This is a genomic window from Sorangium aterium (assembly GCF_028368935.1).
Classification (GTDB): domain Bacteria; phylum Myxococcota_A; class Polyangia; order Polyangiales; family Polyangiaceae; genus Sorangium; species Sorangium atrum.
Window position 1 is genome coordinate 836,928 of record NZ_JAQNDK010000004.1, and the last position, 13,918, is coordinate 850,845.

At 70.8% G+C, this 13,918-nt stretch carries 12 protein-coding genes; all 12 read right to left on the reverse strand.

Features of this window, described 5'->3' with window-relative positions:
* Positions 1 to 17: 17 nt before the first annotated feature.
* Complete coding sequence (locus POL72_RS34585) at positions 18 to 1,685, reverse strand: FAD-binding oxidoreductase (protein WP_272101056.1); 1,668 nt, start codon at positions 1,683 to 1,685, stop codon at positions 18 to 20.
* Entirely contained in the window at positions 1,682 to 2,668 is a 987-nt protein-coding gene (locus POL72_RS34590; RefSeq protein ID WP_272101057.1) for a hypothetical protein, read from the reverse strand. Before POL72_RS34590 ends, POL72_RS34585 begins: the two co-directional genes overlap by 4 nt.
* 42 nt (positions 2,669 to 2,710) lie before the next feature.
* A complete protein-coding gene (locus tag POL72_RS34595; RefSeq protein ID WP_272101058.1) occupies positions 2,711 to 3,547 on the reverse strand; it encodes an MbnB/TglH/ChrH family RiPP precursor modification enzyme in 837 nt (278 codons plus the stop codon).
* Between the two features lie 1,135 nt (positions 3,548 to 4,682).
* Positions 4,683 to 5,978: a DUF58 domain-containing protein gene (locus tag POL72_RS34600; RefSeq protein ID WP_272101059.1), complete on the reverse strand. Its 1,296-nt coding sequence runs from the start codon at positions 5,976 to 5,978 to the stop codon at positions 4,683 to 4,685.
* Between the two features lie 5 nt (positions 5,979 to 5,983).
* Positions 5,984 to 6,949, reverse strand: coding sequence for an AAA family ATPase (locus POL72_RS34605; protein ID WP_272101060.1), 966 nt, complete (start codon positions 6,947 to 6,949; stop codon positions 5,984 to 5,986).
* Positions 6,946 to 9,021, reverse strand: coding sequence for a DUF4350 domain-containing protein (locus POL72_RS34610; protein WP_272101061.1), 2,076 nt, complete (start codon positions 9,019 to 9,021; stop codon positions 6,946 to 6,948). Before POL72_RS34610 ends, POL72_RS34605 begins: the two co-directional genes overlap by 4 nt.
* Complete coding sequence (locus POL72_RS34615; RefSeq protein ID WP_272101062.1) at positions 9,018 to 9,815, reverse strand: hypothetical protein; 798 nt, start codon at positions 9,813 to 9,815, stop codon at positions 9,018 to 9,020. The genes POL72_RS34610 and POL72_RS34615 overlap by 4 nt, the downstream gene beginning before the upstream one ends.
* Complete coding sequence (locus POL72_RS34620) at positions 9,812 to 10,792, reverse strand: stage II sporulation protein M (protein ID WP_272101063.1); 981 nt, start codon at positions 10,790 to 10,792, stop codon at positions 9,812 to 9,814. The genes POL72_RS34615 and POL72_RS34620 overlap by 4 nt, the downstream gene beginning before the upstream one ends.
* Positions 10,789 to 11,640 (reverse strand): RDD family protein, encoded by an 852-nt coding sequence (locus tag POL72_RS34625; protein WP_272101064.1) that lies wholly within the window; start codon positions 11,638 to 11,640, stop codon positions 10,789 to 10,791. Before POL72_RS34625 ends, POL72_RS34620 begins: the two co-directional genes overlap by 4 nt.
* 15 nt (positions 11,641 to 11,655) lie before the next feature.
* The gene (locus tag POL72_RS34630) at positions 11,656 to 11,847 is read right to left on the reverse strand and encodes a hypothetical protein (RefSeq protein ID WP_272101065.1); all 192 of its coding nucleotides are present in this window, start codon (positions 11,845 to 11,847) and stop codon (positions 11,656 to 11,658) included.
* 352 nt (positions 11,848 to 12,199) lie between these two features.
* A complete protein-coding gene (locus POL72_RS34635) occupies positions 12,200 to 12,934 on the reverse strand; it encodes a hypothetical protein (RefSeq protein ID WP_272101066.1) in 735 nt (244 codons plus the stop codon).
* A complete protein-coding gene (locus tag POL72_RS34640; protein WP_272101067.1) occupies positions 12,915 to 13,760 on the reverse strand; it encodes a PPK2 family polyphosphate kinase in 846 nt (281 codons plus the stop codon). The genes POL72_RS34635 and POL72_RS34640 overlap by 20 nt, the downstream gene beginning before the upstream one ends.
* Positions 13,761 to 13,918 lie beyond the last annotated feature (158 nt).

Consider the following 13,918-nt stretch of genomic DNA (forward strand, 5'->3'; position numbering starts at 1 on the left):
AGTGGCGCGCGCGCCGATCACCGCGTTCCTGCGCGCTGCTTTCGAGACGCCGCGGGCCAGATGCCCTGCTTGCCCGGCGACAGGATGCCGTTCGGGTCGAGCGCATCCTTCAGGGTCTCATTCAAGCGCCGGAGCGCGTGCTCGTTGAAGCTGAACTGATCGCCGATCAGGTCCATGAAGGCCAGGTGCGCCCGGTACCCGCCGATCCCCTGTCTCCCCATTTCCCTGATCAAGGTGTCGAGCAGCGCGGCGGCGCTGCTCGTCTGCTTCGCGTCGTGCTTCTCGTAGAGGATCGTGAAGACATGGTTCAGGTGGCGCACGCCGGCGGTGAAGCCGGCCAGGTAGTCGATCCCGTGCTCGCGGGCGCGCGCCTTCACGTGGTTGTAAACCCTCGCCGCCTCGCGCCCGCTGGACGCCACGATCGGAGAGAAGTCGAGGTGCCCACAGTCGTCGCCGCGGAACTTCAGCGCGTTCAAGGAGAAGAACCCCGGGACGCCCGCCAGCCGGCCGGCCGGTCCTTCGACCTCCCAGGCGTGGAGCCCATCCGAGCCCGAGGCGAGATGCTCATGCCCCGTGATCTCGGCGCCGGGGATCCTCGAGAATTCTCGCTGGACGATCCTGAACCGAGCGTCCCGCAGCTCCTTGTCGCCGTAGAGGCCGAAGCGCAGGATCCACCACCATCCGATGCCCAGATCCCGGCGGACCTCGTCGAGCACCTCATCGGGCATGGCGCCGGGGCCGTCGTACCAGCGCGAGCGCGGATAGCGGTGCGCCACGTCGCGCAGGACATTGCCCAGCTGGGCGTTGCTCTGGATGATCTCCCGGCGGCGCAGCGACGCGAGCACATCGATGGCCGCCTCGAGGTCGGACTCCCTCTGAAAGTGCACGGTGCATGACATCATTCCGTCAGGCTGAGGCATCAACCAGAGCCCCAGCTTGGTCACTATCCCCAGGTTCGACTGCAGGAACAGCCCGTCCAGCGACGGGCCATACCCGCCCTTGTACATCTGCCAGGTGTTGGCGCCGGGCAACGCTCCCATGCCGGTGCGGACGACGTCGCCGTTCGCCAGGACGACCTCCATCCCGCAGATCTGGGCGGCGTGATCGCCGTACGGGGTGTAGCCGATGCCCCGCTCCAGGGCATTGCCGAGGACGCTGCCCCAACCGAGCGATGGCGCGGACATCCAGAGCTTCAGCCGATGCTCGCGGAGATGTTCATAGAGGTCCACGAATCTCACGCCGGGCTCGACGAGGGCGTAGGCATGCTCCTCGTCGACCTCCAGGATCCGGTTCATCCGCTGCATGTCGAGCACGATGGCCCCGCTCACCCGCGGCGCCGCGCCCCCGTACCCGAGGTTCCGTCCGGTGGATACGGTCCAGATCGGAATGCCGTGCTGATTGGCTATGGCCAGGACGGCCTGTACCTCCTCCACCGATCTCGGAAGCACCGCCCCGGAGCACCGGAAGTCCTCGGAGCCGCCGAATGCATAGGGGTCCTCGTAGGCCGAGAGATCCGAGCCCGGGCCGAGCACCGCGTCGTCGCCGAGCGCCGCGGCGAGGCGCCCGTAGGCCGCGTCGATCCGCCCGGATGAACCGGATCGACGATATGCCTTGTCCGCCGCGTCCTGCCGGGGAAGGGGAGCCGCCCCCGGTGAGGAATGATGGCGTCGGGCAGCGCTCCTCATGCCCCGCTCCGCGGCCCCTCGCCGTCGCCTCTGCCGCGCGCGCCCGGCCCCACGCTCTCCTCGATCGTCACGAAGTTCAGCGCGTAGAGCTTCTGCAGCGTTCGACAGCAATCTCGCTCGACGGCGCGCCGCGCGGCGCTATCGGTCTGCGGCTCGATGATCTCCCCGAGGATCTCCCGGGTAGGCCTCCCGTCGACAGCGCGGGTAAGGAACGACCTTATCATCCCCCCCACGCGGGCCTTCTGCACCCGGTCGGTCACCGCGATCCTCCCGAACAGGAGCAGCGTCGGCGCGGGCTCCGGCTCGGGCGGCGCCTTGCCGTCGACGAGCGCCTGGATGAACGGCAACACGTCGCACGAGAACTCGCGCAGCGCGACGTGCCGGCCCGCGCGCACGGCGCCGTCGAGCAGCTCCTCCTCGGTGACGCTCGGCCTCGACGCGTTCCGCGACTTGAAATCGTTCGAGCTCTCGACGCACGCGGCGTCGGACCACACAATGAACTCGGCGAGCTCGCAGCGCATCACGTCCATGAGGTAGGGGAGTCCGAGCTCCCCTTGGCCGACACGCCGCTCGATGAGCTCGGCGAACCAGAGGGCGTCTCGAAACGCGCGGATCAGGTGCTCGGACCTGATGGGGCGGTAGGTGGCGATGAAGCTCCGCCCCACGCTCGACAGCGCCTTGTTGCGCCGGAGCAGCGCGAACGTGGCGGGGAAGTACGTCTCGACGAGGTAGAAGCGCTTGAGGCCCAGCGAGCCCGAGATCCAGCGCAGCCGGTCCCTGTCGAGCGACTGGAGCGCGGACATCTGCCCGGCGCTCAGCGCGTTCTCCTCGGCGAAGCGCGCCGGATCATCGTAGAAGCGCTCGAACGCCTGAGGATCGGTGAGCAGCCGCGCGAACGCGGTCTGAAACGCCGATGTATCCGTGCCCGTCGCCCGCATCTCCGCTGCGCGCTCCATCGTCCGCCCCTTTGCTATGTGATTCATGACACGTTCCATGGTCCTCCCTCCAGCTGCGCGAGGAACGCCTCACGCCCAGATAGCCCTCGCGTGCTCGACCTCCGCCAGCATCTCGCCGAAGTCGTCCGGCGGATTCGCGTCGCGCTCGATGAGGACGCCGCGCACGGGCGCTCTCCGGCAGAGGTAGTCGAGCAGGTCCCAGACCTCGGGATGGCTGTCGACAGGGTGGTCGTGCGTGTCGACCCACATCCCGTCCTCGTAAGTCCCGCCGGCCAGGTGGACCTGCACGACGCGCTCGAGCGGGATCTGGTCGATGAACTCATACGGATCATAGCGGAGATTCCGGGCGTTGACGTAGAGGTTCGTGAGATCGAGCAAGATGCCGCAGTCGGCGTCGTTCACGACCTTGCTGAGGAACTCCGCCTCTGTCATGGCGCCTCCGGGGATCCCCATGTAATAGGCGATGTTCTCGAGGAGCAGCGGGACCCCCAGCATGTCCTGGAACTGCCGGGCTTTCGCTGCGCAGCGCGACGCGGTACGCTCGGTGAACGCGATCGGGGTGAGCTGGCCCAGCTCGATCCGGGAGACCTGCGTGAAGCAGAGGTGATCGCTGTACCAGGGGGCGCGGACCGCTCTCGCGAGCTGCGCGATATCACGGCAGTAATCCATGTCGAGCGGCGCGTCGGTGCCGATGGACAGCTCGAGGCCATGAGGTGCTATGGGCAGACGCTCGCTCAGCTCGACGGCGCGCGCGACCCTCCCCTCTGTTCGGTAGATGTAATGATCCGCGCAGATCTCGATCCAGTCGATCCGGTCGCGGTGTTGCTCGATCCCGCGGACGAACCAGGGGCGGTAGGCAAGCCCAACGCCGATGCGCGGCAGATCGAATCTCGACTTCGTAGACATGAAAAGCTCCTCGCGCGCGGGTAAGGTGAAGCGCCGAGGCAGCGCGGCGAGCGCTGCCTCGGCGCCGGCGGCGAGGGGCGCGCCCCCCCGCCGCTCATGTTACTCGTCGTTCACGTAGCCGCAGCAGTGGCAATGCAGCGCGACCTCTCTCACCTCGAGCTCGGTCGGGTCCTCGGGGGTGATCATCTCGAAATCGAATCCACTCTTGTCAGTATTCATCCTGTTTCTCCTTCATCGGAGGCAGCTTGGCCGCCTCGGTTGGTGACGCGTCGGCAGGCGTCTCATGCGGCGTGGTGTCCGCCGCGCCGCGCCCGCCGACCCGCCGTCTGCGCAAAGATCCAATCAAGAGCCGCGCCGCTCACGCGGTCGGCATACCAGGGTTGTCACTCGTCGTTCACGTAGCCGCAGCAATGGCAATGCAGCGCGACTTCCCGTACCTCGAGCTCGGCCGGGTCCTCAGGGGTGATCATCTCGAAATCGAATCCACTCTTGTCGGTATTCATCCCATTTCTCCTTCATCCGAGGCAGATTGGCCTCCTCGGTCATCGACGGATCGGCAGGCGTCTCATGCGGCGTGATGTCCGCCGCGTCGCGCCCACCGTTCCGTCCTCTGCGCACAGGCCTAATCAAGGGCTGTGCCGCTCACGCGATCCGCATACCAGGCGTGCGCGCGGAGCCGCGAAGACGCCGCCCTGCTCGGCGGCTCACGCACGGCGGGGCGGCGGTGAAATGGCCGGGAAACCGCTGGATCGGCCGGGTTTCACTGGCTGAGCGCGCACGATCGACGCTCGGGCGGTGGTGCGGAGGTGACGAATGTCGCTGTGGCCCGCTCGCCCGTTGGGGCCCTGTGAGAAGCGCAACGACTTGCTCCGGAAGGCAAAACCCCGCTGGTGGAAGGTAACGTGTTGCTCTGTAAGGCCGGCTGAGCGTCGTCGTCGGGGTGATCACGCGGCCGCGCGCGCGCATGCGTCAGCCGGACCCGGCCGCGCGAGCGCCGAGCGCGCCCGCTGCGAGCGCGCGCAGGGGTCGCGCCCAGCGGAGCCCGGCGGCATGGGCGCGGCCCGCCCGGCCGCGCTTGCGGCCGGAGCAGCTCCACGTCGCCCCGCGGAGGTCGGGGCCCGCGTGGGAGCCGAAATCAAAGCAGATGGCGCGCTTTGATCTCGAGATACCGGTTGATGAGCTGCCCGGTGAGCTGGCCGGGCGCGACGTCGAGCACGAGCGCGCCGTGGTTCTTGAGGTCGCGCACGAGCCGGTCGCGGAAGCTCGAGAGCTCGGCGGCGGCGCCGCGCGTGTAGGGGTCGACGTCGCCGCCCTCGACAAGCGCGTCGATCTCCACGTCCCGCAGCAGCACCATGAGCGGCAGGTGGCGCGGCATCACCCCGCGCATCAGGCGGAGCAGCTCGCCCGCGGCGACGTCGTCGACGACCTGCGTGAAGAGCACGATCAGGCTCCGCTTGCGCACGCGCAGGCCCACGTGCTGGAACGCCGCGCCGTAGTTGGTCTCGACGAGCTCGGGGTAGAGGTCATACCCCGCGGAGAGCACGTGCTTGGCCGCGCCCGCGCCGCTCACCGGGGGCGCGTAGCTCTTGATGCCGTCGGCGAAGGCGAGCAGGCCCACGCGGTCGCCGCCGCGCGCGGCGACGTGAGAGAGCATCAAGCTGGCGTTGAGCGCGTGATCGAAGAGCGAGAGCCCCTGCGTCTGCGCGGTCATCAGGCGGCCCGCGTCGAGGAGGAAGAGGAGGTTCTGGTTGCTCTCGAGCTGGTACTCGCGGCTGATGATCTTCTTCTGCCGCGCGGTCGCCTTCCAGTCGATGGAGCGGAACTCGTCGCCGCGGCGGTACTCGCGCAGGCGCTCGAACTCGCTCTCGCCGCCGCGCTTGCGCGAGGCGCGCAGCGCCGCCGGATCGCGATCCTGGCGCGCCATGAGCTCGAAGGCGCGCACCGCTTGCACGTCGGGGTACACCTTGACCGGCGTCTCCGCCGGCACCGTGACCTGCCGGATCCAGAGGCCGAACGGGGAGAGGTAGCGCACGTGGTGATCGCCGATCGCGTGCGCGCCGCGGCGGGTGGGGCGCACGTGGTAGCGGGCGGCCGCGCGCTCCCTGGGCGGGAGCTCGAGCTTCACGGGCAGGTCGTCGCTCTCGGCGTGATCGAAGAGGTCGTCGGCGACCTCGATCGAGAGCTTGCGGCGGGAGAGCGAGCGGATCTCGAGCGTGATCAGGTTGGGGCGCCCGATGGAGAGCACCGCGGGCGCGTGGCGCTTCACCGTGACCAGCGGCCTCCGCGCGAGGAGCGCGTCGATCGCGGCCCAGAGCGCGATGCCCGCGTCCGCGGCGAGCATGGGCAGGAGCAGCGTGCGATCGACGAGCGTCGCCACCGCGAGCCCGAGGGGCACGATCGCGAGCAGGACGAGGGCGCGCGAGGGGATCATCGCGCTCAGGCCGCCGTCTTCGGCACCTTGGCCTCGCGGAGGATGTCGTCGACGCAGTCGTCGGCGCTCACGCCCTCGATCTCGGCGTCGGGGTGCAGGATGAGCCGGTGGCGCAGGACCGCGGGCGCGAGCGCCTTCACGTCGTCGGGGATGACGTACTCGCGGCCCTCGCTCGCGGCCAGGGCGCGCGCGACCGCGAGCAGGCCGATCGACGCGCGCGGCGAGGCGCCGAGGTACACCGAGCGGTGCACGCGGCTCCGGCCGACGATGTCCGCGATGTACTCGATGATGCCATCGTCCACGCGGATCCGCGCGAGCCCCTCGCGCATCTCCACGAGCTCCGCGGCGGTGGCGACGCGCTGGATCTCGAAGCGATCGAGGCGCGCCGCGTGGAAGCCGTTGACGTGGTTCTTGAGGATGAGCCTCTCGACCGCCTGCGAGGGGTGCGTGACGTTGACCTGGATCAAGAAGCGGTCGAGCTGCGCCTCGGGGAGCGGGTAGGTCCCCTGCGACTCGATGGGGTTCTGCGTGGCGATGACGAAGAACGGATCCGGCAGCGCGCGCGTGATGCCGTCGGAGGTGACCGCGAGATCCTGCATCGCCTCGAGCAGCGCGCTCTGCGTCTTGGCGGGCGCGCGGTTGACCTCGTCGGCGAGGAGGAGCTGCGTGAAGATCGGCCCCTCGTGGAAGACGAAGCGGTCTTCCTTCTGGTTGAAGACGTTGCCCCCGGTGACGTCGCTCGGCATCAGATCGGGCGTGAACTGGATGCGCTTGAAGGTGGCGCCGAGCACGTGCGCGAGGGTGCGCACGAGCAGCGTCTTGCCGAGGCCGGGCACGCCCTCGATGAGCACGTGACCGCCGGCGAGGACGGCGACGAGCGTGTGCAGGATGAGATCGTCCTGGCCGAGGAGCACCTTGCCGGCCTCGCGGCGGAGGAGATCGAAGCGATCGCGGAATTCAATCGGGTTCATGTCGTCTTTCGATCGGAGGTTCGCTGACCGGTCGCGTCGAGGAAGCCCTGGAGCTCGCGCACGAGCTCGAGATCGGCGGCGGCGCCGTCGCGCGGGCGGGGCGAGGGCCGCGCGCCGCGCGAGCTCTGCGGCGCGCGGAGCGAGGAGGCGGGCGCGGCCTCGTCGCGGGCGCCGGAGGCCTCGACCAGCACGCGCATCACCTCAGGCTCGGAGCGGCCGGTGCGCGCGGCGATCGCCTCGGCGAGCGGGATGAGGCCCCGCCGGCCGGACCGGTGCACGCGCTCGCGCAGGCGGTCGAGCGCCCAGCTCGCGTAGAGGCCCGCGGCGTGGCGCGAGGCGCGCGCGCGCCGGTAGGCGAGGCCGAGCGCGCGCGCGTGATCGGCGAAGGCGCGGCGGCCCGCGGCGGGCGGATCGCGGAGGCGCGCGAAGGCGCTGCCCTTCCAGAGGTAGAGCAGCGCGAGGAGCAGGAAGAGCTGCGCGATCAAGGGCCAGAGGTACGCCTCGCGCACGGCCGCGAAGGGCGTCTCGGCGCCGACGCCGGTCCACTCATCGACGATCTCGACCTCGGTCGCGGGGGGCGTGAACCGGAGCAGATCGAGGAAGAGCTGCGCGTTGTCGGGGGCCGCGAGCGAGACGTTCGACACGAGGCGATCATCCGCGACGACGACGACCTTGCCCTGGCCGAGGCGGCGGACGATGCCCGCGGTCGAGGACGATTCGCCCCGGAGGATCATGAAGGAATCGTCGGGGTCGTCGCCGTACAGGTCGACGAGGCGCTTGCCGGGCGGGAGCGAGGCGCGGAGCCCGCGTGACCAGTCCGCGGCGAGCGCCGTCGACGTCTCGGCGTCCTGGGCCACGCGCAGGCCGAGCCCGACCTCGTCGGGCAGGCGCGGGAGCCCGGCGAGGAAGAGCGTGCCGCCCTTGTCGCTCACCCACGCGAAGAGGTCCTTCCACGTCGCGTCGTCGATCGTCGCGCCCGGCAGGACCACCAGCGCGAGCGCGCGATCGGGCGCCGCGAGCGCCTCGCCGCGGCGCCGCGCCTTGAAGCCCTGGTCCTTGAGCACCTCGAGCACCGCCTGGGTGCCCGAGGGCGAGCGGTCGCCGCCGCCCTCGTCGCCGCCCGCGTGCGGCGTACAGGACAGCGCGGCGGAGAGGCCGAAGGCGACGAGCGCGAGCGCGAGCGCGCGGCTCACGAGCGGGACGACGCGATCCATCACCGCGCGGAAGATCGGCTCGGAGGGCGGCGTGACGCCGAACTGCACGCCCTCCACGTCGCGCACGATCGATCGCATCGCGCCCTTGAGATCGGGCCGTTCGCGCAGGCTGCGCACGTAATCGCCGTTGGTGCGAGAGGGGTGGATCTCGATGAGACCATCCCCGTCGAGGCGGCGCAGGAGCGCGGCGTACGCGTCGTCGATCGCGCGAGCATAGTCGCCGCGCCCCGCGTGGCTGCGCGCGCGCGCGAGCAGGCGCTGCACGTCGGTCTCGACCTCGCGCTTCGCCGCCTCCTCGGGCGTGGGGCCGCGCGCGGGCGCCTTCTCCTCCTTGGCCTCGGCGGCGGGGGCGCGATCGCGGAGCAGGTTCTTCAGCAGCGCGTGGATCACCCCTCCGAAGAAGACAACGAGCAGGCCGATGAAGAGCACCGACGCGACGACGCTCATCCCCGAGAGATCGACGCGCCTCTCGGATCCGGGGCGGCGGCGCTCGTCCTCGCTCGGGCCGCGATCGGCCGGCTTGCCGCTGGCGGGATGGTTGCCGGACGCGTCGCGACCGCCGCGGCCGCCGCGGCGGGACACGACCGATCGCGAGAGCTCGACGGCGGGCAGCTTGCACGCGGCGGGGAGCTGCGGGCACACGTCGCTCGATCCGGCGATGATCGGGCACCACGCGTGCTCCTCGGGGGTGAGCGGGTAGTCGTCCTCGTGGCAGAAGCGGTAGCGATCGTCCTCGAGGACCTCGCGCACGCTCCAGTGGACGTTCCTTTGCGCGTCCTCCGCCCGGGCGTCCCGCGCGAGCGGCGCGCCCGCGGAGAGCGCGAAGAGGGCGAGGAAGAGGCGCCTGCGGCGGCTCACGCGGCGGCCCTCCTCTCGCCTTCGCGCGCGGCGATCGCGAGGAAGCGGAGCTGGATGTCCCAGCCGTCGGCGCGCGTGCGCGCGTCGATGTAGTGGAGGAAGCGCGCGGTCGCGACGTACGGGATGCCGGCGAAGAAGCCCGCGAGCGCGAAGGGCGAGCCGCCGTCGTCGAGGAGCGCGCCGAACGGCTGGCCGAGCTGGAGGATCGCGTCGACGATCGACTGGCCGAGCAGCTCCAGCACGAGCGCGATGCCGGCCTGCGCGAGGAGAAGCGCGATCAGCGCGCCGAGGACGGCGGCGACGCGGCCCGCGACGAAGCGGCTGCTGCGCTGGATGGCGTCGCCGGCGCGCGCGGCTTCGAGCAAGCTGGCCTCGTGGACGAAGACGAGGCGCGGCCAGGCGAGGGGGAGGCCGAGGAGCAGCGGGAGCGCGGCCGCGATGAGCAGGAGGCGGCTCAGGAAGAGCATCCACAGGTACGACGCCAGGCGCTTTCCGAAGAGGCGGAGCACCTGGCCTGCGCCGAGCTCCTCCGAGAAGAGGAGGCGCCCCACCGCGACGGTGAACACGCCCTGCGCGACGCCGCCGAGCGCGATCGCGGCGCCCCACACCGCGGGCCACGACCAGCCCGCCGCGTACCGCAGCGCGAGGCAGCCGGCGAGCATCGGGAGGAAGAGGATCGCCGAGAGCCGCGCGTAGAGGCCGAACGCGATCGACATGCAGAGGCGGCAGGCGAGATCGAGGATCTCGGAGAGCGGGCGCGGGCGCAGCACGATCGCGGAGGCGTCGAGGTTCATCGCGGCGCCTCCTCGGCGGAGCGACCCGCGAGCGCGAGGTAGAGGACGATGAGCAGCGAGAAGACGCCCGAGGCCGCCCACTTCACCGGCGGGGGGAGCCCCGAGGGGGACCAGAAGCCCTCGATCCCCGCGGCGATCAGCAGCATCGCCGCCGCGCCGAGGACCTGGCGCACGATGGACGGCGCCGCGCGGCGCAGGGAGCCGATGCGCGTGCGGCCGCGCGTCTCGACGAGCGCGTAGCCCATCTCGAGCCCCGCGCCGCCGGCGATCACGATCGCGGTGAGCTCGAAGGGCGCGTGGCTGCACATGAACGTCCAGATATTGCCGCCGTGGCCCACGCTCATCACGTGGCCGACGACGGTGCCGGTGAAGAGGCCGTTGTAGATGAGGAAGAAGATGCTGCCCGCGCCGAAGAGCACGCCGGTGGCGAAGCAGCGGAAGGCGATGCCGACGTTGTTGAAGACATAGAACCCAGCCATGCCGGTGTCGGTGCCCGCGTCGCGCCCGCTGAGGCCCTCGCTGTACATCTGGGCCATGCCCTGGAGCACCGAGCTCGGGAGCACGTGGGCGGCGAACTCATCGGAGGCGAGCGCGCCCGCGATGCCGACGAGCGAGGGGAGGAAGAAGAGGGCGCAGGCGATCGCGAAGAAGCGGGCGTTCTGGCGCAACGCGCGCGGGAAATCGCGGGTGAAGAAGGAGACCACGTCCGGCAGGCGGAAGGGCTCCGCGCCGTAGAGCGTCGCGTGCGCGCGCGCGGCGAGCGCGTCGAGGTACGCGGTGAGATCGGGCGTGTAGCGCGCCGCGCGCGCGCGCATCAGATCGGTGCAGAGCGAGCGGTAGAGCGCGGCCAGGCGCGAGATGGCTGCGCCGTCCTTCTTCGCGAGCGACTCGCCGCCCTCGAGGAGGATGTGATCGAGCTCCTGCCAGTCCTGCCTGCGGGCCGCGACGAACTCGTCCTGGGAGCGGGCGCCGATCACGCGCTCACCTCCTTCTTGCGGCGGGGCTTGGGGCCGCTCGCGGCCCCCTCCTGACCGCGGTGCGCGTGCGCGCGGTAGTGGAGGACGCCGAGGAAGCGCGTCGCGTCCTTGTAGCGGACGCCCATGCGCCGCGCGAACACGGGCGCGGTCATCTCGGCGAGCTCGTTGGCGCGCGCGGGCGAGAGGCGATCGAGGCGGCGGAGGAAGAGCTCGATGGCGTCGAGCTCCTCGCCGGAGAGCGGGAGGCGCGCGGGCAGGCTCGCGAGCTCCGCGGGGCGCGGCGCAGGGCGGAGGGCGAACCGGCCGGCGACGGTGTGGCGCTCCTCGACGATCACGAGGGTGCCGCCCACGAGATCGCCGAGGCGGCGGAAGCGCGGATCACGGCCCATGACGGCGAGGCCGACCGCGTACGTGCCGAGGAACGAGAGCGGCTCGATGAACGGGGGGAGCAGATCCGCGGCGCGCAGCAGGTTGCGCAGCAGGCTGTCCCCGAAGCGGAGCGGCTGGCCGCCGTCGGTGACGACGCGCAGCGAGAGAGCGCGCTTGCCGGGCGTGCGGCCGCTCCAGAGGGTCTCGAAGAAGACGTAATACCCCCACTCGATCGCGAAGAGGACCAGCAGCACGAAGCCCGTCGACGCGCCGCGCAGCGCCGGCCCCACGGCGATGCCGCCGATCGCGGCGAGCATCCCGACCGCGAAGACGATGACGCCGCGCACCACCAGATCGATGAGGTACGCGAGCGCGCGCCGCGCGGGGCCCGCGATCTGGTGGCGGAACCGCACGTGCTCCGGCGTCTCGATCTCGGCGCTCGTGTCGAGCGGCTCGCGGAGCGTTTCGCGGTGGATCATGCGGCGAGAGGGCGATCAGGGGCCCGCCTTGGGCGGGGCGAGGACGACCTTGGTGCCGGCGATGCGATCGTGCAGGCAGCGGCGGTCATCGCTGCCGCGCTCGGCGAGGATGTGCTCATCCGGCTGGTCCTCGCCATGGGAGCGCGCGTCGTCGGTCGTCGGCGCGGCGTATGGGTTGTACTCGTGCCTGGCATCGTCGAGCTGCATGTCCCCTCCTCCTCGTGGGAATTGCATCACCCGAGCGACAGCGCGTCAATTGGCCGAGCCGCTCAGCCCCCATGGCGCGCCCGCGGCGGCGCTCTGCCAGGGCTCCCCTGAAAGACGAGCACGGATCGGCGATCCGCGAGCCGTCCCCCCGGCGGTCACCGTGCGCGACCTCCTGACTCCGCCGCGCGTGGCCACGTGTTCAGATCGTCGACGAGTCCAAGGGTCGTCGGTCGGCCCCGCCGGCTGGGGGACTCAATGGCTCATGCAACCACGGAGTGCCTCGCGTGGAACTCCGTGCCATGGCCTCGGGAGCCCACGCGGGTCGCTGCGTGCGACTTGCGTTCTGCGCCTGCTAGGGCGGATATCGGTCGGGAGCGCGGGGGAGCGAGAAGGTGCCGCGGATCCGCTCGGACGGGCGGTTCAGCCGCGCGCTCATGGTCGCCTCGAAGGTGCCCTTCACCGGCGCTCCGACGCTCGTGAACTCGGTGACCTTGAGCTTCGCGGTGTCCGAGGTCCACTCCGACCCTGTCTTCGGATCCAGGAAGCGCACCCGGATCACCTCGAGCTCTCCCGGCAGCTTGAGGCCGGTGGCGACGATATCGAAGTGCGTGCCTCCTGCGCCGCACGAATCGAGGATGAGCCGCGGCGCCTTCGCGTCGGGATCGAGGATCTCCGCGTAGGGCCCGGGCATGGGGTCAGCCGCCTCGTAGGTGGACTGGCACGGACCGTCGAGCCGACGCACGCTCCCGCCCTGCTCGATCTCGATGCGGCCGTCGCCGCCGATGCGCGACCCGCGCCTCTGCGGAGCGGCGCCCGGCTCGGCGCTCGGGGCAGACGGCGCTTCGGCCTTCGGCAGCGCCGAGACGGGGGGCTCGGACGACGCGGGGGCGCGGGCGGGCGAGGCGAGCGGCGCCGCCGCTGGCGCGGACGGCGCCGGTTCTGCGGTGTTGCGGTCCCGCTCGGGCGAAGACGGACAGGCAACGAGCTGCGACGCCACGAGGGCGGCCGCGCCGAGCTGGCCGGCCGCCCGCCTGCGCGCGCCGCTCAGCGCCGCCTCTCCTGTCCGCTCACCCCTTGCTCCGCCCACCCCGCGACCTCCGGTACTCGTCGAGCTCCTCGCGGCCCGCCTTCCCGTTCCGCTCGAGCGTCTTCAGCCAGCCGTCGCGGTATTCCCGCATCGTCTCGGTCACGGTCTCGGCGACGACGAGGTTGCGGTACCACTTTGCGTCGGCCGGCACGATGTACCAGGGCGCGTGCTTGGACGAGCAGCGCCGGAAGACCTCGTCGTAAGCCTCGGTGTACTCGTCCCAGCGCTCTCGCTCTTTCCAGTCGTTCACGTTGAGCTTCCACGCGGTCGACGGGTTCTCCTCGCGCTCCAGCAGCCGCTCCTCCTGCTCCTTCTTGCTGATGTGCAGGAAGAACTTGATCACGATGGTCCCGTGCTCGGCGAGCAGCTCCTCGAAGTCGTTGATGTGATCGTAGCGCTCCCCCCACAGCGACTTGGGCGCGAGATCGTGCACGCGCACGACGAGCACATCCTCGTAGTGAGAGCGGTTGAAGATGGCAAACTCCCCCGCGCGCGGCGCCTGCCGGTGGATACGCCACAAGAAGTCGTGCTCCCGCTCCTCCTTCGTCGGCACGCCGAACGAGCTCACCGCGACGCCGCGCGGGTTCAGCGCGCCGACGACGTTCTTGATCGCCCCGTCCTTGCCGGCCGCGTCGCGGCCCTGAAGGACGATGAGGACGCTGTGCGTCCTCGCTCCCCACATGAGCTCCTGCAGCTCGAGCAGCTCGCCCCCGAGCTCCTTGAGCCGCTCCGCAGCCTCCTGCTTCGTCGCGTCCCGAGGCGGATCGGTCGAGACGTCATCGAGGCGAAACTTCGAATCAGGCTTCGTGAGTCGCGTGATGGGCATGCCCGCGAGCCTACACGATCCCGTAGAGCCGCCGTCCCCGGAGTGACGCGCGACGTCATGGCGCCGCGGCGCGTGGACCCGTTGACGCGTGGACCTGTTGACGCATGGATCCGTTGCCGTTGACGCGACAAGCAGACAGCCACATCGGCGGCGGGCGA

Bases quoted from the DNA above. Each gene is read 5' to 3' on its own strand.
- POL72_RS34585 (WP_272101056.1), bottom strand. From the start codon at position 1,685: ATGAGGAGCGCTGCCCGACGCCATCATTCCTCACCGGGGGCGGCTCCC.
- POL72_RS34590 (WP_272101057.1), bottom strand. From the start codon at position 2,668: ATGAATCACATAGCAAAGGGGCGGACGATGGAGCGCGCAGCGGAGATG.
- POL72_RS34595 (WP_272101058.1), bottom strand. From the start codon at position 3,547: ATGTCTACGAAGTCGAGATTCGATCTGCCGCGCATCGGCGTTGGGCTT.
- POL72_RS34600 (WP_272101059.1), bottom strand. From the start codon at position 5,978: ATGATCCCCTCGCGCGCCCTCGTCCTGCTCGCGATCGTGCCCCTCGGG.
- POL72_RS34605 (WP_272101060.1), bottom strand. From the start codon at position 6,949: ATGAACCCGATTGAATTCCGCGATCGCTTCGATCTCCTCCGCCGCGAG.
- POL72_RS34615 (WP_272101062.1), bottom strand. From the start codon at position 9,815: ATGAACCTCGACGCCTCCGCGATCGTGCTGCGCCCGCGCCCGCTCTCC.
- POL72_RS34625 (WP_272101064.1), bottom strand. From the start codon at position 11,640: ATGATCCACCGCGAAACGCTCCGCGAGCCGCTCGACACGAGCGCCGAG.
- POL72_RS34630 (WP_272101065.1), bottom strand. From the start codon at position 11,847: ATGCAGCTCGACGATGCCAGGCACGAGTACAACCCATACGCCGCGCCG.
- POL72_RS34640 (WP_272101067.1), bottom strand. From the start codon at position 13,760: ATGCCCATCACGCGACTCACGAAGCCTGATTCGAAGTTTCGCCTCGAT.